This window comes from Corallococcus sp. RDP092CA (assembly GCF_041903675.1).
GTDB lineage: Bacteria > Myxococcota > Myxococcia > Myxococcales > Myxococcaceae > Corallococcus.
Genome location: NZ_JAYESI010000001.1, coordinates 122,906 through 142,120, shown reverse-complemented (window position 1 = coordinate 142,120; position 19,215 = coordinate 122,906). Strand labels below are relative to the sequence as shown.

The window sequence follows — 19,215 nt, the reverse complement described above, 5'->3', positions numbered from 1 at the left end:
CCGGGAAATTCCAGAGCGTCCTGTTGAGGACGTCCCGGGGGGCAGTGGAGTGGGCGCCCCCCGCTCAGTCCTCCGCGAACGGCTGGATGGCCTGCGCCACCGCCAGCTCCTGCCGGGCCTCGCTCAGCTCCGAGTTGGTGGCGCGCAGCCGGTCGCTCAGCACCTGCACGAAGCTCCAGAGCATCTTCACCGCCAGGATGGCCTCGCGCTTCATCAGCCCCATCAGGTCGGAGCGGGCGATGACCATGGTCCGCGTGGGCTCCGTGGCGCGCACGGTGGCGGAGCGGGGCGCGTTGTCGATGAGGCCCATCTCGCCGAAGTGCCCGCCCGAGCGCAGCTCCGCGATCTCCACGCCGTTCTTCTCGATGGCCACCCGGCCCCGGATGACGACGAAGAGCTCCTCGCCGGGCTGCCCCTCCACGACAATCTCCCGGCCCGCCGGGTAGGTGCGCGTGGTGGCGATGGACAGCACCGCCGTCTGTTCCTTGTAGGTGAGGTGGCGGAAGAGCGGGATCTTCCGCAGCGCCTCCATGCGCGACTGCGCCTCGCTCGTCTCCTCGCTGGCGAGCGCCGCGCTGTCGCCGGCCACCTTCACCACCACGGCGGTGATGTTGTCCTTGCCGCCGCGCTCGTTGGCCATCTCCACGAGCTTGCGCGGCAGGTCCCCGGGCTGGAGCCCCGCGACCAGGGGGAGGATCTCCTCGTCCTCGATGTAGCCGTGCAGGCCGTCCGAGCAGAGGAGGAACACGTCGCCGGGCATCAGGTCCACGATGAGCGTGTCGACCTGGACGGACTCCTGGATGCCCACCGCGCGGGTGATGACGTTGCGGTACTGCGAGGTGGCGGCCTGCTCCTTGGTGATGGTGCCGGCCTTGAGCTGCGCGGCGACCAGCGTGTGGTCCTCGGTGAGGCGGTGGCACTGCCCGTGCCGCACCAGGTACACGCGGCTGTCGCCCACGTGGCCGATGACGCCCTTGTTGCCGCCCACGGCCAGGCACACGAACGTGGTGCCCATGCCGCGCTTGGAGGCGTCCGTCATCGCCGTGCGGTAGATGTCCGCGCACGCGCGCTGCACCGCCACCTCCACCAGCGCGGCGGCGGCGGAGCGGCTGTCCGCAGTGGGGTTCTGCGCCAGGTCCTTGAGCAGGTGCCGGTTGGCCGCGATGTGCTGCTTGACGACCTCCGTGGCCCGCGCGCTGGCGACCTCACCCGCCGCGTGTCCGCCCATGCCATCGGCGACCATGAACAGGCCGAGCGACGCGTCCACCATCATCGCGTCTTCGTTGTGTTGCCGTTTCCGGCCGACATCGGTCAGCCCGAAGGCTTCTGTGGTCAAGGCCACCGCGAACGCTCCCATCCGTGCCTAGAGGGTGACTCCGCACGTTACGCAGTCCGCCGAAGACGTGGCAAGGCTTCAGGGTTGCAGGCGTACCGCCAGCAGGCGCATGAAGCCGCCCGCCGTGTAGAAGCTGACCTCCACCTGGCCGAAGCGCAGCCGCACCCCGTCCTCCACCGGCACGGGCTTGCGCGCCAACAGCCGGCCCCCGGCCACGTACGAGCCGTTCTTCGAGCCCGCATCCGTCAGCAGAAAACCGGTATCCCCCGCGTCCCGCGAAAACCACGCGTGAAAACGGGACACACTGCCGTCATCCAGGACGATGTCGTTGTTGCCGGTGCGCCCCACGGTGATGCCCCGGCCGAAGGCGTTGCCCTGGGACTTGAGCACCGGGAAGACGACGGGCTCGTCCTGGCCCAGCGTGGGAGGGCCCGCGTGGGTCACCGTGCGCACCGGGTACTCCTCCAGTTCGGAGGGAGGCCCCCCGCCCAGGGGCGGCGTGAAGAGGAGGAGCGCCGGCGGGAGTCCCCGTTCGAACTCCTCGCGGTTGCGCAGGTAGCGCGCGACGTGGGCACTGAGCAGCTCGGCCATGGGCGTGGAAGCGGCGCCCTACCCGCACCGGCAGGCGGGGCCGCTCTCGCTCATGGAGTGTACCGCGCCGCTACCGCCAATCCGCGAAAAATCCGACGTTCACGCCACCCACGAAGTCGCGCGCGAGGCTGCGGTTCTTCAGCCCGAAGGGCTCCGCGTAGTTCACGGCCACGCCCACGCCCACATCGCGCGGCAGCTGGTAGCCAAGCTGGAAGCGGCCCTGGACGGTGCCCGCGACGCGGCGGTCCGGCGGCTGGGTGGTGAAGTGGGCGCCATAGAAGGTGGGCCCGGCCGTCACCTGGAAGCCCCAGTGGATCTTGCCTGGCAGGTGGTTGCGGTAGCCGAAGCCCGCCTGGAGGGTGTGCTCGTAGTAGGACGTCACGGGCAGGTCGAGGTTCACGCGGGACAGCGCGGTGTCGGGCAACGACGCCGCCCACCCCACTCCCCCGTCCAGGATGGCGATCCACGCGTCCTTGCGATCCTGGAAGAGGGTGAGCTCCCACTGGAGGTGCAGGTTGGGGATGATCGCGCCGTTGTTGAACTGCGCGCCCAGGAAGACGCCCCGGGGCAGCCAGGCGGGCGTGGGCGACACGTGGCCCCGCAGGTCGGTGGCGTCGCGCGACAACTGCGCGCGGGCGGAGGTGGAGACCAGGGCGAGGCAGACGACCAGCAGGGCGCGAGCGAGGCGGAGCATGTCGCCCTATCCACCGTGGCAGCGCGCACTTGTCAACGAAGTGTTCCGTTGGCTATGACACGCCACGCCCTCCTGTCCGTCACGGGAGGGTCACCAGGAGCGGAACACCGAATGCCAGTCGTCACGGTCCGGGCCAGCAGCAAGCAGGGTCCGGCGCAGCTCGACACGCTGGTCCGCAAGGCCACGCAGAAGGCCTCGGGGCTCCTGGAGGAGAACGACCGGGTGCTGGTCGTCTACGGCGAGGGGCGCGCCAACCTGTACTACGAGGGTGCGCCCCGCCCGCGCCCCGTGTCGCGTCCGGCCTGACGTTCCGGCTTCACCTTAGTCGTCGGGTCCCAGCCTGCGCGCGAGTCGGAAGAGCGCCGGCGGGCTCCGGTCCACGGCGGCGATGAGGCGGTGCCCCAGCAGCTCGTAGGTCTCCGTCTCGATGGGTCCCCGCCCCGGCGCCTCCAGCCCGTCGAAGTTGCCCACGCGGTAGCGCGCCGCGAAGACGAAGTGGAAGTCCGGCGGCGCGAAGAGGTGTTCGGGGTCCCCCGCCGGGTGGACGTCCATGGCCCAGCGCGGCTCGAACGACGGTGGGTGGATGCCCCGCTCCACCAGCTCCATGTGCTGGCGCGTGTAGAGCCCGGTCAACTCCTGCAGCGTCGCGCCGGCCTCGAAGCGCACGTGCGGGTAGAGGCGGTAGCAGGGGTGCTGCGGATCCAGCGCGTAGAGCCAGCCGCCGGGCGGGGTGAGCTCGCGGAAGACGGCGAGCATCCGCTCGGACAGGTCGCGGTAGAGCTCCAGCCGGGCGTCATGCTCCAGGCGGAAGAAGTCCTCGCCCACGACGAAGCGCACGCTGCCCTGGTCCGCGGAAGGCCACGGATGGTCCAGCGCATGGCGCTCCACATCGCCCGACAGCGGCATCCAGGCTCCGGGTTCTGGTTTGAGTTCGAGCACGACCGCGTTCCCCCTCCACCGCGAAAACCTGGGTATGCGCGCAACGTGGAAATCGCGCAAGCACCTGGGAGGAGGGATCAACGCCCGTGCATGGCATCCGACGTCCGCCGCGACGAGCGCCGGAGGTGGGCGTCGGTGACAGGCGAGCCCGGTGTCGCGCGGTGGACGCCGGGGGGCTCGCGGCGACTCCACCCCATCGCCCAGGAGCGTGCGGAGCCGAAGGACCCCACGCGGGTGCCCTGGCTGGCACCATCTCCTCGATGGTTCCCGCTCCGTGCCGGGCTCGGTGACGTCCCCGTCGCAGGTGGCGGTGAGGGTGAATTGCAGCGGGTTCATCCCACGTCGTCAGGCTTCAGAACGGCGCGGGCGACGTGAATGACAGGCGTTCGCCGGTGTGAGGGTGAAGGAAGGCCACCGCCTCGGCGTGGAGCATCAGCCGGGCGGCCTCTCTTCCAAAGCGCGCGTCCCCGGTGATGGGCGTTCCCAGGCCCAGGCGATGCGCGGCATGGATGCGCAACGTGAGGAGCGAGTGGGTCGTTGGAATGAGCTCCAGCCGCGTCCGGGCCGGCTCGCGATGGAGGACCTTCCACGCGCTCCGGGTGCGCCTGCCGTGGCGGGCGTCCACACAGGCCTCCAGGGAGGCGTGGACCGCGGGGCGCAGCGGCAGCTCGATGAGGCCTGCATCGCCCTCCACGCGGCCGTCCACCCAGGCGACGTGGCGGTGCTCCGCCTCGCGCTGGGAGAGCTGGCGCTGGAGCGAGGCTCGCGTCACCGCGTCCCGAGCGATGACGAGGAGGCCGGAGGACTCGGGGTCCAGCTCGTGGAGGAAGCTGGCGGAGGTCAGCTCGGGGAACCGGGGCTGGAGCTGAACGAGCACCGAGTCGCGCAGGGGCGCATGGCGTCCGGGGAGCGTGGGCAGGCCCACTGGCTTGTCGACCACGAGGACCCACGGGTCTTCATGGAGGACGCTCGGCCCGACGGAGGCTGTCGCGGGAGGCGGAAGGTCCACCGCCAATCCCTGCAACATGAATGGCAGCACCGTGCCGCACTTGTTGTCACATGCCGGGTAGTACGCACCGGACTCCCGGCGGCCGTCGAGCGGCGGTGCTCCCCACCAGAACTCCGCGAGCTCCAGGGGCTTCAATCGGTTGCGAAAGGCATACGCCAGCAGCTTGGGTGCCGCGCAATCACCGGCGCCACCAGGCGGCGGCTTGGGCTCGAACAGCGCGGCCAGTGTCTGGGTTTCACCGCGCGCATTGGGAATGACATAGCCCCGGGTCACCTGCCGCCACAGGGCCCGCGAGCGTTCGGCGCGCACGTGCTCCACTTCCGCCCGGCGCGCCTCCACGTCCCGGAGGGCGTCAGTGTCGCCCCGCGCCCGCAGCGTCTCCACGTCCCGGCACAGCGCCGCATGCTGGTGTTCCAGCGCGGCCAGCTCCGCCTCGCCCGCGGGCCAGAACGCGTCGCGGGACACCGGGTCGAACAGGGGCGGCACGAAGCCCTCCACGCTCCACGCACCGCCGAGCATCCCGGAGAACGCGCTCAGGTGCCCCACCCGTCCGTCCGGCGCCGCGACCACCAGCACGCCGAACATCTTGCCGCCGCCGGGCCGCCACAGGGCTTCGTGATGCGCGGGGGCCCGCCGAAGCCGTTGCTGGAGCGCCTCCGCCGCGCGGAGTCCCCAGGGACCAGGAGGCGCCGGGTGGAAGGGATTCGACAGGCGCGGGGGCAGGTCCCCGGGTGGCGGCCCCTCGAAGGGTGTCAGCGTTCGGATGAGCTCCGCTTCGTCTGTCCGGGTCTGCATCCGGGCCGCATCTTCCCCTGAATCCTTCCGTCGCGGGCGACCTTCTGGATGAAGCGGCTGCGGCCCCGAGGCAAGCTGGGGTCCGGAGCCAGGGGATGGATGACGGGCGGCCAGCCAGGCGTTCACCTCCGGAGCAGGCCAAGGAGGCCTTCATGACGGTCGACGTGGAGCGGGCACTGCGAGAGGTGTTGCCGGCCGAAGCGGTCATCACGGATCCGGACGTGCTCGCGGCGCACCGTCACGACCAGGCGGAGTGGGCCACCTCGGGCATGCCGGCGGTGCTGGTGCGGCCCGGGTCCACCGCCGAGGTCCAGGCCGTGCTCCGCGTGGCGACAGCGCTGCGGGTACCGGTGGTCCCCCGGGGCGCGGGCTCGGGCCTGTCGGGTGGCGCGAACGCGAGCGACGGCTGCATCGTCCTGTCGCTCATGCGGATGAACCGCATCCTGGAGGTGGACCGACGCGGGCTGCTGGCCGTCGTGCAGCCCGGCGCGCTCAACGGCGCGGTGAAGGCCGCCGCCGCGGAGCAGGGCCTCTGGTACGCGCCGGATCCCGCGAGCTGGGAGTTCTCCTCCATCGGCGGCAACCTGGCCACCAACGCGGGAGGCCTGTGCTGCGTGAAGTACGGCGTGACGGGCGACGCGGTGCTGGGGCTGGAGGCGGTGCTCGCGGACGGCACGGTGGTGCGCACCGGTGGGCGGACGGTGAAGAACGTGGCGGGCTACGACCTGACGCGCCTCTTCGTCGGCTCCGAGGGCACGCTGGGCGTCCTCACCGAGGCCACGCTGCGGCTGCGCCCCCGTCCCCCGAAGGCGACGACGCTGGTGGCCGCGTTCCCGACGCTGGTGAGCGCGGGCACGGCCGTCTGCGACATCATGGAGCGCACGCGCCCGTCCTTGCTGGAGCTGATGGATCGCACCACCGTGCGCGCCGTGGAGGCTTGGAAGCCCATGGGCCTGGACGTCGAAGCCGAGGCCCTGCTCCTGGCGCGCTCCGACGCGGGTGGCGTGCAGGGGGAAGAGGAGCTGGCGCTGATGGTCGCGGCCTGCGAGCGGGCCGGCGCGACCTCCGTGATGAGCACCGCCGACGAGACCGAGGGCGAGCTGCTCATGGGGGCCCGGCGCTTCGCCTTCCCGGCGCTGGAGCAGCGCGGCGCCACGCTGCTGGACGACGTGGGCGTGCCCGTCGTGGGCATCCCGGAGCTGCTCGCGGAGGTGGAGCGCATCGCGGTGAAGCACGGGGTGCTCATCGGGACGTTCGGGCACGCGGGCGACGGGAACATGCACCCGACCGTCGTGTTCGACCGGAAGGATCCGGTGGCGCTGGCGCGGGCGAAGGACGCGTTCGACGACATCCTGCGCGCCGCGCTGGCGCTGGGAGGCACCATCACGGGCGAGCACGGCGTGGGGTCCCTCAAGCGCGGCTTCCTGGGCGCGCAGCTGGGCCCGGAGACGCTGCGCCTGCACCAGGCGATCAAGGGCGCGCTCGACCCGCTGGGCCTGCTCAACCCCGGCAAGCTGCTGTGATTCCAGCGGGTTGGCGGTGGCGCGAGGAAAAATCAGACCGGTGTCGATCCGGCGGAGACACGTTCGTCGCGTGGATGAAGGCGACGTTCACCTCATCCCCTTTCCTTCCATCAGGAGACGCACCATGGGCACCAAGATCTTCGTCAACCTCCCCATCGAGTCGCTGGACCGCGCGGTCGGTTTCTTCACGAAGCTGGGCTACACGTTCAACCCCCAGTTCACCGACGCCAACGCCACGTGCATGGTCATCACCGAGGACATCTACGCGATGCTCCTGGTGAAGCCCTTCTTCAAGAGCTTCATCCGCAAGGAGGTCGCGGACACGAAGACGTCCACGGCGGTCATCATCGCCCTGTCGGCGGAGAGCCGGGCCGCCGTCGACGCGCTGATGGACAAGGCGCTGGCGGCGGGCGCGAAGGAGACCAAGGAGAAGACGGACATGGGCTTCATGTACCAGCGCAGCTTCGAGGACCTGGACGGCAACCAGTGGGAGTCCTTCTGGATGGATCCCGCCACCGTGCAGCCGCAGCAGTAGCTCAGAGCGGGCGCTTCATGCCCTCGTGGCTCGCCACGAATCCCAGCCGCGCGTAGAAGCGCTGGGCTTCGTGGCGGAGCTTGTCCGTGGTGAGCTGCATCAACCCGCAGCCCCGGGCCCGCGAGCGCTCCATGGCGTCCACCATCAGCGCCTCGCCGATGCGCTGCCCCCGCAGGTCCGAGCGCACGCGCACCGCCTCCACCAGCGCCCGCCGCATCCCGCCCCGGCTCAGGCCCGGGATGTACGTGAGCTGGAGCGTGGCCACGACATGCCCCTCCTGTTCCCCCACGATGAGCTCGTTGTTCGGGTCCGCGGAGATGTCGTCGAACGCGGCGCGGACGGAGGGACTGACCTCCTCCGTGTAGCCGGTGCGCGCCTGCGCGATGGCGTCGTCCGCGAGCAGCGTGAGGATGGCGGACAGGTCCGAGGCACGGGCGAGGCGGAAGGTGATGGGGGGCATGTCGATGTGTCTATTCCTCGGAGAAGAAGTCGGAGTCCACGCGCTTGAGCTCGTAGGCGCTCACCGTGTTCACACCGATACCGAAGTCGAACATCAGTCCCGACAGCTGGGCGCCATCGATGAGAACGATCTTCTTGTCGATGCGCGCCACATACTCACGCGCCTCCTTGGAGAAGGTGGACGTCGTGATGAAAACACCCTTGCGGGCTCGCTCGCCTTCCAGCGTCCCAGCGAACCCCTGGACTTCAGGTCGCCCCACGGTGTTCTGCCAGCGCTTGGCCTGGATGTAGATGACGTCGAGGCCCAGGTGGTCCTCCTTGATCATCCCATCCACGCCGCCATCGTGACTGCGGCCGAGTGCCTTCCCGGCATCTTCCAGCGATCCGCCGTACCCCATCTTCACCAGGAGTTCGACCACCAGGCGCTCGAAGAACCGAGGACTTGCCTGAAGCGTCGTGGCCAATAGCTCCGCCTCCGTCTTCTTGCGGAGGTCCTTGTACGCGCGCTCGAGCGCCTCCTCTGGCGTAATGATCGGGGCCGCGACAGGCTCCCCACTGGCGGGCTCGGGTGCCACGACATCCACGGCTTCGTCGTTGCTGCGCGTGATGAAGTCCTTGAACTCGTCGAACTGCATCAGGATGTTCGTGTCCAGGGCCTTGGGCTTTCTCGCGAGCACGCCCTTGCCACGCTCGGTGATCTGATACACGCCCCGGCGCACCGAACGGACCAGCCCGGCCTTGTCCATGTACGTCTTGGCCCATCCGAGGCGATTGTCGAAGACGGCCTGTTTGCCGCTGGGCAGCAGCTCGGCGCGATCCGCCTCCGATAGGCACAACGAGGCGGCGACGGCCTCACGCACCTCGCGCACGAGGTGCTCCCTACCATCCGCGAGCCGCTCCAGAAGTGGAAGCATCAGGGCCTGGTAATCCGGTACGGGCATGGGGGCCATCCTAGAGGAGCCCGGACCTGGGCAGGCTGGCCTCCAGACAGGAGAACGACCCCGACTCGGCGAGGCAATGCGCCGTCACCCCCGATGGCTTGTCAGCCCCACTCCGGCCCCCCGTCCGAAGTTCTTGCGGTCACGGCCCTGGCCCGGTATACGGGCGGGGCTTCGCGGCCAGGTAGCTCACCTGGTTAGAGCGGCGGTCTCATAATCCCGGCCCTGCCCCTCACCTTCTGAACCCTTGGCCGTAACCCCTTATTCTTACTGACCACAGGCCGTCGCTGGCATTCGCTCGCCACCGGTCCGGTCCGTACAGAATCCGTACAGACCTTCTCGCGCGAGGTCGTAGTCTGGCCGCCATAGAACGCACAGAGCTGGATGAGCCTATCGGCTCGGCTGTCGGCGTAAGGGCTGAGGCTACGTGACAAAGAAGGGTCACGCCGCGCCTGAGCCCTGTACGTCCTGCTACGGCAGGAACTGGTGGCCCGGTCGCCCGTCGTTCAATAGTTCCAGTCGACGTGCGCCAATGGTGCTCGGTTCAGCTCGTCGCGCAGGTGCGGCCACTGCGGCAGGTGTTGGTCCATGATGCTGCGAAATCGGTCGCCATGCGTCGGCTCGATCAGGTGGACGAGCTCGTGGACCAGCACGTACTCCATGCACTCGGGAGGCTTCTTCGCCAGCTCGGTGTTCAGTCGGATGGTTGCCGCCGTGGGATTACAGCTTCCCCATTTGGTCGTCATCTGCTGCACGAACAGACGTTCGACCCGCACGCAGAGAGCAGACGCCCACTTCTTCATGAGCGGGGCCACAGCCAAGCGAAGTTGGTCCCGGTACCAAAGTGCCAGGACGTCCTGTCGTCGGGCCTCATCAGCGCCGGGGCGAACGTAGAGAACCATCTCGCGATGCCCCAGTTCGACCGCCGCAGGAGCCTCGCGCTCCGTGATTCTCAACAGGTATCGTCGCCCCCAGACATAATGGCTCTCGCGGTCGAGGTACTCCCGCGAAGGCTCACGCTCCTGCGCTCTCATGGCGTCCTGCTGACGCCGAATCCAAGGGAGCTTGGAGATCGCGAACAGGCGGATGGCATCCTTCTGCATCCGCTGGGGCGCAGCGATCCGGACCCGCCCTTCAGGGGGGTGAACTGTGAGGTGGACATTTTTGATGTTCCTCTTCACCACCTCGACGTGGACACCGCCAATCAACAGCAGCTCAGACATCAGTACTCGCTTTGCGCCTTGATGATGAGAAACACGCGCTCGACCTCGTTGACATCTTGGAGCACTCCGTAGAGCGCCGCTTTGATTACCTGCTCGCGTGCCAGCACACCGCGCCACCCATCTGGCCGGACTTTCTTTACTGTTTCGTCGAGCTTGAGGGCTAGTGCCTCATCCTGTCCGAGGTTGCTCCACAGAGCACGCTTCCCCGGAGTATCGAGCTTGTCGGGAGTTGCATCTGAAGTCCCTGCTTCCACCTGCTTCGCCAGAACCGCGATCCGATTCAAGTACTCTTCGTATTCCTCCGCACGCTCCTTGCGGAACTTGATAACCTCGTCGAGAAGGGTTGACATCTTCTCGTAGAACGCCGGATCGTTCAGGTGCTCCTTCGTGATCTTGCGGCGAACGTTGTTCTCAATCGTTTCAGCAACAGCGTTCTTGTTTCCCCGCATACCTGCAGGCATCGAGTTGATTGCATTGGCGATGCCGGTGTTCACAATCAACGCTAAGAGGCCCAGGTTGTCGAAGGGCGAAATCTTCCGTGGCTCGTCAGCCTCGATATAGGTGTCGAGCAGATGCCTCATGTCGGCCTCGTAGGCCTTGAGGTCGAGGGTCTCACCGCTGGCCTTCCGGATGACCTCGCGCACCTTCAAGTAATGGTCAAGCTGCTGCTTGATGCGTTTGATGTCGGCGACACTGTAGCCGGCCGGATCCATCTCGTCGGCAATGTTGGCGTAGGCCCGCACGAGCGCCACGACAGCCTTGTAGAGTGCGGCGCGCTGCGGCTCGCGCTCCTCCAGGTCGGAGGGAATCTCCGTGTTGCCGCAGAAGTAATGGATGTGCTCAAGTTCACCCTTTGGCGTCTCCACCGGCTCGCATAGCAGGGCCAGCGTTTCGAGAGCGTCGTCGAGCCGCTCCTTGCCCTTTTTGAGGCGATCCTGGAGCAGTACCTCGGGGGCGACTCCGCCAGCACTGTGATCCAACTCCGAGGTGTAAACGGCGATAGCGTTCTCGACTTTCTTGAAGAGATCCTTGTAGTCGACAACGTAGCCGAACTCCTTGTCCTCTCCGTCCAGCCGGTTGGTGCGGCAGATTGCTTGGAACAGGCCATGGTCTTGCATGGACTTGTCGATGTAGAGGTAGGTGCAGGGCGGCGCGTCGAAGCCCGTGAGCAGTTTGTCCACGACGACGAGCAGCTTCATGTTCGCTGGTTCCTTCGTGAACAGCGCCTTCGCATGTTCCTCGTAGGTCTCGGTCTTGGTCATCCCCGGCTTGGCTTCCACGTCCCTCAACAACTCGGTATAGGTGTTGTAGATGAACTGTTTGTCCGTCTCGGTGTTGGCACCGACTTCCTCCTTGGTTACATCCTGTGCCTGCGGGTTATAGGATGTCACCACGGCGCACTTGCCCTTGAAGGGTGTCTTCTGGAACAGGACGAAATACTTGCACGCCTCGTAGATACTGGATGCCACGAGAATAGCGTTGCCCCGCTCGCTTGAGAGGCGTGGTTTCACACTGAAGTCGAACACGATGTCACTGACGACGCGTTCCATCCTCGAACGTGAACTGAGCACGCTTTGCATCGTGCCCCACTTCTTTTTCAGCTCATCCTTCTGCCAGTCGTTCAACCCCTTGGTCTTGGCCTCGAACCAAGTGTCAATCTTGCCCTCGGAGCCGAGGCGCTGGTCGATGTCCCTCGCCTCATAGACCAAGTCGAGCACCACCTCATCCTCGACGGCCTCGCTGAACTTGTAGGTATGGATGTAGCCGCCGAACACTTCAAGGCTAGTTTGCTTGTCCTTCTTAAGCAGCGGCGTGCCGGTGAACCCAATGAACACCGCGTTGGGCATCATCGCCTTCATCACTCTGTGCAATTTTCCACTTTGAGTGCGGTGGCACTCGTCCACGAACACAAATACTTCACCCACCACTGGGCTGGGCTTGGCTTCGAGTTCCTTGATGAAGGCATCGAAGTCCTCTACATCTTTGCGCCCGAACTTGTGCACGAGCGAGCATAACAGCCGCGGTTTGGCTTGGCCGAGCTGGTTCATCAAGTCGCGACCGCTGCTGGTGCGCTTGATCACCTCTCCGACCCCGGCGAAAACACGCTCTATTTGCTTATCGAGCTCATCTCTGTCGGTGATGATAGCGACCCGGGCGTTCGGGTTATTCTCCAGAATCCACTTGGCGAGCAACACCATCACGATGCTCTTCCCACTGCCTTGAGTGTGCCAAAGGATACCGCCCTTCTTTTCCCGCACGTGCTCTTGCGCGGCCTTGATGCCGAAGTACTGGTGAACGCGCGGCAACTTCTTCACGCCGCCATCGAAGACCACAAAATCATGCATCAACTCCATGATGCGTGCCTTCGCGCATATTTTGATCAGATACTTGTCAAGCTTAAAGCGGGTGTTATCCTGCTCGTCCTCCTTCCACTTGAGAAACATCTTCTCCGGAGTACCGATGGTGCCGTATTGAAGCCCTTCAGAATCGTTCCCGGCGAAGACGAATTGCACTGTGCTAAAAAACCACGCGTTGAACTCCGGCTGTTGGTTGGACAGACTCTGCCGGATGCCATCGCCAATGCTCACACGGCTGTTCTTCAACTCCAGCACACCGATGGCAATGCCGTTGACATACATCACGAGGTCCGGCCGCCTCTCGTGGTTTCCTCTGAGAGTGACCTCCTCGGCGATGGCAAAGTCATTGTGCTCCAGATCTTGCCAGTCGATCAGGTGGACAGTCTCTGTAACCTTGCCTGCTTCGGTCTTTACCGGCACGCCGTAGCGCAGCAGGGTGTAAACGGCCTGATTGTTGCCGTATAGCGTGCGGTTGTGGTTATCGACTTCGGTGCGCAGTTTGTGCAGCGCCACATTAATCTGAGCTGGACTGTATCCGCGCTTCGTGAGCCACGCTGTGAGCAGCCCCTCCTCAACGTTACTATTGCCATTACGGTCAGACCAGTCGCCGAGGTAGCGGTAGCCGAGTTCATTGCAGAACAGGGTGATGACGCGATTCTGTGTAGCGCGTTCAGACTGACCGACGGTAGTCATACGAGGCGGCTCCTTCCGGTGAGCAACTCTTGCATCATGCCCTGCTTGAGCTGGCGAGTTTTGGACAGCTTCGCCTCCAGCATGGCGATCTCTGCGTCCATGTCAGATAGGATGGCGACAATGGCAGCCTGCTCAGCCTTCTCAGTTGGAACGTCAACAACAAGCGCCTCTACATTGCCGGGAGTCAGGTTGTTAATGCTTGATCCAGCCAGCAAAACCGCGATTTGGGATCGATACTTTTCAGTCTGGAAAAGATAGAATACAAACCGAGGGTCTGCCGTTTCACTGCTTGACCGGAAGCACCCCATGAAAGCGCCGAACGTGTAGGCATATCCGTCGCCGGATTCAAACCTGGCTGACTTTCCGACAAGCTCACGGCTGCCATTCGCCATGCAAATCAGCACATCGTCATCGCGAAGCACTTGCTCTGCCGAGACCCTTCGGCGATCAACGAACTGCATATCATTGAAAACAATCTCCTTGTCTTGGACATTGTTAGAGCGAAGGAGCCTGACGGTCGACTCTCCATCGCCGGGGGATAGATCGACATTTGGATTGTAACTCACTCCTCGATAGCACTTGCCAAACTGACCGAGCGCAGTGGCCTTCCAATCGCCGCTATAACCAGGGAGGCGCGTCTTGCTGGTGAGCAACTCCTGCATGACGCCTTGTTTGAGGCAGCGCTTCTTGGCGAGAATTTGTTCCAGGGATTCGATGAGACCGTCTGCATCAGAAAGCGTTCCGGCGATGGCTTCTTGCTCGGCACGGGTAGGAGGCAGGGGGATTTTGATCCGGTTCAGCACGGCGCCACTCAACGAAGGGAGTGCCGTTGCGCTGACAAGGCTTCCGAACTTGAGGCTCAGGAAGAAGTAGTAAACAAATCGATAATCAACGCCAGGGTCCGAAAGGACAAAGCCAGCCATGTTGTTGTCAACACAGCTCGGAGCGGCGAGCAGTTTCTTGCGCTCCAGAAAGACAGCGGCGCCGATCTTTGCGAACACGATTGACTGCGGCGGAAACACTTTGGTCCCGAGACGACGGCGCGTTGATTCGGAGATGTAGTTGTTCGCACGCAACATGAAGGTCTCGTTGCCTTCGTTGTTCATGTCCGAGACCTTGAAGAACGGATAGTCGCCCGAAGAGGCTCCCTGGTAGACGATTGGAAATCCGCTTCCACCCTGAAACCGGCCAATGGTACCAGCCTCAACGACTCGCCAATCGTCTGGGACCACCCCAGCCTCAGTCTGCTTGTACCCGGGTTTCACTTCCATGCGAAACCCATCCTTTCGAGGTGGCTGTTCACTTTGGCCTCCAGGGCGGCCACGCTGGCGGCCATTGGCGGAAGCGGGGTTTCGTAGCGCTCTGCGAGTTCCTTCACACGCTGGGTGAGTTGCTCGCTGACGCGCTCCATCTCGCCGTGGATGGCAGCATCGAGCGCTGCGAGCCATTTATCATCCACCACCAACGCTTGGATTTCGGCACCCGTGAGTTTCGCGTAGTGGGCGTAGGCCTTGGCATCGAGGTCGGCCTCGGCATCCCTCACGCGCTTCTTGAGATCGGACTCTGCGGTATTGAGCTTCAGCCAGTCATCAAGCACAGCGACTTCGTCCTTCGACTCCTTGTCGCCCTTGATTTCCTTAAGGCGGGCAGAAACACTGGCTTTGTTCACCTTCTCCAATTCAGCGAAGGCGCCTTCCTCGCTGCCATGTTCCTCCTCCAGTTCGGTGAGGCGAACGCTGACGCTCTCCAACTCGACAATTAGCTTGTTAAGCGCCGTCTGCTCTTTGGCGTAGTAGCGCGCGACAATAAGTGATTTGGGCACGAGGTCGCAGGCCCAGCCCTTGTCCTTATCCTTGCCTTTCTTGTCGGTCTCGATGATGCGATATGTTTCGGCCTTCCAGCCGTCGGCTGCAATTGCATAGCAGTCGTCCTGCATGGTCTGCGCCCAGTAGTCCATGAGGTGCTGATAGACGTCGTAGGGGTCTATGAGTGGGCGTCCCGCGTAGTGGGCAAGCAGGTCCTCAGAGAGTTGGGCAATAACCTCCTTCGGGTGGCAGCCTGCATTGAGCGCCTTGAGCGTGGCGGCGCTCTTCGTGCGCCAGTCAGCGAAGTGGGCGTTCATACCGCTGATGAAGGCAGCGAACTCGGGGTGGTCGTAAATGGAGTTCTTGATCGCCGCCTTTTCCACCGCGAGCGTGACATATCCAGGGCGGCTGGCGTTGAAGAGCGTCGTCTTGAGTTTGGGGCAGACGGCCCAGTAACGCGCGAGGGCCTCGACATCGGGAGCAGGGATGCCACCTTGCAGGTGGCCGACAATGTCCTGCACATCGTCCGGCATCTGGCTGTCGATGTAGCGTGACAGGTTGAGGTTGAACTCGTTCTTTTCGATCGCCGCAATGCTCACCATCTTCGCGTAGCGGGGCACGTCCATCTGGCGGGTGAAGACGTCTACTATCTTGTGGATGTCTTGGGAGCGCAGGCGGTTCTTAGGGCCGTCCTTCATGAAACCGGCGCTGGCGTCGACCATAAAGATGCCCTTGCGGGCTGCCGCATCCTGCTTGTCGATAACAACAATGCACGCGGGAATGCCAGTGCCGTAGAAGAGGTTGGCGGGCAATCCGATGATGCCCTTGATGTAGCCCTTGCGAACCAGCGCCCGGCGGATGTCGGCCTCGGCATTGCCGCGGAAGAGCACGCCGTGCGGCAGGATGCACGCGCCCTTGCCAGTGCTCTTAAGCGAGCGGACGATGTGCAGCAGATAGGCGTAGTCGCCCTGCTTGGCTGGCGGCGTACCGAAGGACTGGAAACGCTGGTACGGGTCGCTGAGTGGGTCGAGGCCAGTGCTCCAACGCTTGTCGCTGAAGGGTGGGTTGGCGACGACGTAGTCGAACGTCTTAAGTAAGTCGCCGTCCTTGAATTTGGGATCAGCCAGCGTGTTGCCCTGCACGATGAGCGCGGCCGGATTGTTGTGCAGGATCATATTCATGCGGGCGAGGCCACTGGTGGCGGCGTCCTTTTCCTGCCCGTAGAGAGTAACGGCGGTGCCGGCCTCATCGGCTACCTTCAACAGCAGCGAGCCGGAACCACAGGTCGGGTCATAGACTGTGGTGTCGGAGCTGGGCTTGGCGCTCTTGATGCCGAGGAGTTGTGCCATGACTCGGCTGACCTCGGCGGGGGTGTAGAACTGGCCCTTGCTCTTGCCACTCTCCGTGGCGAAGTGCCGCATCAGGTATTCATAGGCGTCGCCCAAGATGTCGTCGCCATCAGCTCGGTTCTTCGAGAAGTCGAGTGCCTTGTTCTCGAAGATAGCGATGAGATTGGTGAGCCGGTCCACCATCTCCTTACCGCTGCCGAGCTTGGTAGCGTCGTTGAAGTCCGGCATGTCGGACAGCTTATTGTCCTTCGCCAGTGGGCCGACGATGCGTTTGTTGATCTGGTCGCCAATGTCCGACTTGCCCTTGAGGGCGACCATGTCCTTGAAGCTGGCGCCCTCAGGGATTTTTATGGGAGCAAAGGGCTGGCCGGCATATTTGTCGCTGATGTACTTGATGAACAGCAGGACGAGGACGTAGTCCTTGTACTGGCTAGCATCCATGCCTCCACGCAGTTCATCGCAGGAGGACCAGAGAGAGGAGTAGAGTTCGGACTTCTTGATAGGCATTAACCAAGCTCCTCGGCGGTTGAGCGTGACGTGTCGTGGTATGTGGCGAAGTCAAGTCAGTTGTGCTCGCGGTCAGGCGTGGATGCCTCACGCGACTGCACCGATATCCAGCGCGCCAGATCCTCGCGGAGGAACCGCCAGGAGTTACCGACCTTAAACGCCGGGAGCTTCCGCTCCTGAACCAAGCGGTACAGGGGGCGTTCGGTGACCTTCAGCTAGTCCGCGACGTCTCTGATCGTGAGGATGTCCTCGGGCATTGATGGTCCTCCAGCTGGAATCCGTCCGCACCATTGAACGGCGAGAATTTTACGAGAACAACACCGTTGGCGGAATTTTCAAGGACTTTCGTTACCTGCACCCGCGGTCACCCGCGCTGCCCGCGGCCCCTTCAGTTAACCGCAGGCGGCACGGCCGGCAGCGCCCGCGCATGGGCTCGGCGCCATCGATAGCCTCTATCGAGAACACAGGGCTCTGGGTTTCCACGCGTTCAAGGATAGGTGAGCCCGTGCCGGACGGTGAGCTGGGCATCTACACCGGGTGCCACCAGACTCAGGGCAGGTGTCCGTGGCCCTCCGGGCCGAAGCACCTCCGCAGTTCGTTCCGGCCTTCATCCTGCGCTCCAGGAGGTACTCCAGCTCCGCCGTCAGCAGCAGTTGCTTGACGGTGACGCGCCGCACGTCCCCGGCCAGCCGGGTGAAATCCCTGGGGATACGGAAACCGCGCTCCCTGAAGAGATACGGCGGCCCACAGGTAGCAAGTCCGTCCCGATGAGCGGCATAAGAGCAGTGACGGACCACACCGTTGCAGTACCTCACCAATCAACCTGCGCCCTGCGAGGCGCGCTCACGATGCGCGCCACGAGGCCCCCTCCGGATCTGCCGTGCGCGTGCTTCCAGGAGGACACCATGAAGGACGATGACGTTGCCCCGCTCCACCACGAGGAGAAGGTGGTGAGCCTCAACCTGGAGCTGGCGAACCTGGAGCATGCCCTGCGTGGGGCGCAGCTCCTGGCCGAGCTTCACGCCAACGACGACATGCCGAACGAGGATGCGGACCGGCAGGCCCCCCGCTCCATCGTCGCAATCCTGGCTCTGACGGATGCGCGGCTCCAGCAGCTGCGCCGGGTCATCCGGGACGAAGCGGATGCGCGACACCTCTGGGCGCCGCACAACGCCACCGGCCCGGAGCCACTTCAGGACGATGAGGACGACGTAAGACTGGAGCCCCGGAACGCGGCCAGGCCGTCTGCCGCTCCCAGCACCAGGAAGCGCGCGGGCAGGACGGCTAGGCGCAAGCCCCCGACAAAGCGGGCCGCGAAGAAGACGGCTGAAGGACCGGAGGTGCCCGCAAAGAGAGATAGGAGAGCGTCAGCTCCCTCTGCTCCCGCTTCTCCGTGACGCCCAGCACGTGACGGATAAGCCGGGGTTTCACGAGGGTGTCATGCGCTGGAAAGGGCGTGGACACCCGGAGGTCGTCAGACCTCTTTAGCCCTCGGCTCCATGCACACCAGGCCGAGTCACGGGAAGGAGATCCCCGATAGGGTGACGGTGCGGCCGGCGCCCGCCTCCCACAACTTGAGCGTGAAGGGGCCCTGGGCCTCCTCTCGCGTCGCCACCGCCTCCACCACGATGTGTTGCCGCGTCCTGTCCGTTTCAACGAAGCCTCGCTGCCATACCGGCAGGACCTTCAGCTCCATGCCCGTCCTGTCCGTCAGCATGGCCCCCACCGCCGACCACGGCTGCGCGCCCTGCGGGTTCTCCATCACCAGCGTCACCACCACCCGGCCGGCGGCCCGGTAGCTGTAGACCTCCAGCGTCACGAGTGTATTGCCGGGGGACTTCGCGACAGCCTCGGTGAGCCGGCGGGTCGCTACCCCCACGTTGTCCAATTGCCCGGCGGCGATGAGTCCCGTGAGTCCCCCCGGCCCTTCGCGCTCCGCACGCTCCCGCTCCAGCTCTTCCTGGCACCGCTGGGCTTCGGCCTTCGCCTCCGTCGCCTCCCGTTGGTAGGACGCGGCGGTGCGCGGGGCGCGGTGCACCTCCAGCAGCCGCTCTGCACGGACTGGATGCACCACGAGGGTGAAGGCCGCGAACGAGGGGGCCGCACCGTCCTTGAAGCGCACCATGAGCCGCAGCCGCTCTCCGCTCTTCAGCGCGTCCGAGGGGAGGAGCCGGAGCGTTGCCTGGCCGGCGTCCACGAGGACAAAGGACTCCCGCTTCTCCAGCCCCACCATGGCCTTCCCCTCCCTGTCCCGCAGCAACTCCGCGTCAAAAGCCAGCGTGGTGGACACCCCCGGGCTGATGTGCACCTCGGGCTCGTTGCCGGTGGGCTCCGCCGCAAGCTCAAGCTGCCGCACGCCCGCATTCCATGTAGGGGCAGGCGTCTCTGCACTAGCCGTCGTTCCCATCAGCAGCGTAAGCGCCAGTAGCGCGGCGGAAGACGAAGCGGGCATGGGACCTCCC

At 64.8% G+C, this 19,215-nt stretch carries 17 protein-coding genes; 4 read left to right on the top strand and 13 right to left on the bottom strand.

Features of this window, described 5'->3' with window-relative positions:
* Positions 1-64 precede the first annotated feature (64 nt).
* From U8525_RS00660 to U8525_RS00650, 3 genes are all read right to left on the bottom strand, one after another.
* Positions 65-1,357 (bottom strand): Stp1/IreP family PP2C-type Ser/Thr phosphatase, encoded by a 1,293-nt coding sequence (locus U8525_RS00660; protein ID WP_014396319.1) that lies wholly within the window; start codon positions 1,355-1,357, stop codon positions 65-67.
* Positions 1,358-1,414: 57 nt separating this feature from the next.
* A complete protein-coding gene (locus tag U8525_RS00655) occupies positions 1,415-1,927 on the bottom strand; it encodes an FHA domain-containing protein (protein ID WP_374259707.1) in 513 nt (170 codons plus the stop codon).
* A 70-nt stretch (positions 1,928-1,997) separates the two neighbouring features.
* Complete coding sequence (locus U8525_RS00650) at positions 1,998-2,621, bottom strand: hypothetical protein (RefSeq protein WP_374259705.1); 624 nt, start codon at positions 2,619-2,621, stop codon at positions 1,998-2,000.
* Positions 2,622-2,732: 111 nt separating this feature from the next.
* Here U8525_RS00650 and U8525_RS00645 point away from each other — a divergent pair, with 111 nt between their 5' ends.
* Entirely contained in the window at positions 2,733-2,927 is a 195-nt protein-coding gene (locus U8525_RS00645; RefSeq protein WP_374259703.1) for a hypothetical protein, read from the top strand.
* Positions 2,928-2,942: 15 nt separating this feature from the next.
* On the opposite strand, the gene U8525_RS00640 is transcribed toward U8525_RS00645, so the two are convergent.
* Both U8525_RS00640 and U8525_RS00635 read right to left on the bottom strand, forming a co-directional pair.
* Positions 2,943-3,527, bottom strand: a complete 585-nt coding sequence (locus tag U8525_RS00640; RefSeq protein WP_374259701.1) for a DUF2716 domain-containing protein — start codon at positions 3,525-3,527, stop codon at positions 2,943-2,945.
* A 385-nt stretch (positions 3,528-3,912) separates the two neighbouring features.
* Positions 3,913-5,364, bottom strand: coding sequence for an RluA family pseudouridine synthase (locus U8525_RS00635; RefSeq protein WP_374259699.1), 1,452 nt, complete (start codon positions 5,362-5,364; stop codon positions 3,913-3,915).
* 152 nt (positions 5,365-5,516) lie between these two features.
* Between U8525_RS00635 and U8525_RS00630 the strand changes: the two genes are divergently transcribed.
* Together U8525_RS00630 and U8525_RS00625 are read left to right on the top strand one after the other, a co-directional pair.
* The gene (locus U8525_RS00630) at positions 5,517-6,887 is read left to right on the top strand and encodes an FAD-binding oxidoreductase (RefSeq protein ID WP_374259697.1); all 1,371 of its coding nucleotides are present in this window, start codon (positions 5,517-5,519) and stop codon (positions 6,885-6,887) included.
* Positions 6,888-7,011: 124 nt separating this feature from the next.
* Positions 7,012-7,422 (top strand): VOC family protein, encoded by a 411-nt coding sequence (locus U8525_RS00625; protein ID WP_374259695.1) that lies wholly within the window; start codon positions 7,012-7,014, stop codon positions 7,420-7,422.
* A 1-nt stretch (position 7,423) separates the two neighbouring features.
* On the opposite strand, the gene U8525_RS00620 is transcribed toward U8525_RS00625, so the two are convergent.
* The 7 genes from U8525_RS00620 to U8525_RS00590 form a co-directional block, all read right to left on the bottom strand.
* A complete protein-coding gene (locus tag U8525_RS00620; protein ID WP_374259693.1) occupies positions 7,424-7,882 on the bottom strand; it encodes an N-acetyltransferase family protein in 459 nt (152 codons plus the stop codon).
* Positions 7,883-7,892: 10 nt separating this feature from the next.
* Complete coding sequence (locus U8525_RS00615) at positions 7,893-8,822, bottom strand: restriction endonuclease (RefSeq protein WP_374259691.1); 930 nt, start codon at positions 8,820-8,822, stop codon at positions 7,893-7,895.
* A 503-nt stretch (positions 8,823-9,325) separates the two neighbouring features.
* Positions 9,326-10,042, bottom strand: a complete 717-nt coding sequence (locus tag U8525_RS00610; protein ID WP_374259689.1) for a M48 family metallopeptidase — start codon at positions 10,040-10,042, stop codon at positions 9,326-9,328.
* Positions 10,042-13,092, bottom strand: a complete 3,051-nt coding sequence (locus tag U8525_RS00605; RefSeq protein WP_374259687.1) for a type I restriction endonuclease subunit R — start codon at positions 13,090-13,092, stop codon at positions 10,042-10,044. The genes U8525_RS00610 and U8525_RS00605 overlap by 1 nt, the downstream gene beginning before the upstream one ends.
* The gene (locus tag U8525_RS00600; protein WP_374259685.1) at positions 13,089-14,363 is read right to left on the bottom strand and encodes a restriction endonuclease subunit S; all 1,275 of its coding nucleotides are present in this window, start codon (positions 14,361-14,363) and stop codon (positions 13,089-13,091) included. The genes U8525_RS00605 and U8525_RS00600 overlap by 4 nt, the downstream gene beginning before the upstream one ends.
* Complete coding sequence (locus tag U8525_RS00595) at positions 14,354-16,753, bottom strand: type I restriction-modification system subunit M (protein WP_374259683.1); 2,400 nt, start codon at positions 16,751-16,753, stop codon at positions 14,354-14,356. The genes U8525_RS00600 and U8525_RS00595 overlap by 10 nt, the downstream gene beginning before the upstream one ends.
* Positions 16,754-16,809: 56 nt before the next feature.
* Positions 16,810-16,968: a helix-turn-helix domain-containing protein gene (locus U8525_RS00590; RefSeq protein WP_374260512.1), complete on the bottom strand. Its 159-nt coding sequence runs from the start codon at positions 16,966-16,968 to the stop codon at positions 16,810-16,812.
* 690 nt (positions 16,969-17,658) lie between these two features.
* Here U8525_RS00590 and U8525_RS00585 point away from each other — a divergent pair.
* Positions 17,659-18,150, top strand: a complete 492-nt coding sequence (locus U8525_RS00585; protein ID WP_374259681.1) for a hypothetical protein — start codon at positions 17,659-17,661, stop codon at positions 18,148-18,150.
* A gap of 119 nt (positions 18,151-18,269) precedes the next feature.
* Here the strand turns inward: U8525_RS00585 and U8525_RS00580 are convergent, their stop codons facing one another.
* A complete protein-coding gene (locus U8525_RS00580; RefSeq protein ID WP_374259679.1) occupies positions 18,270-19,205 on the bottom strand; it encodes a DUF2381 family protein in 936 nt (311 codons plus the stop codon).
* Positions 19,206-19,215 lie beyond the last annotated feature (10 nt).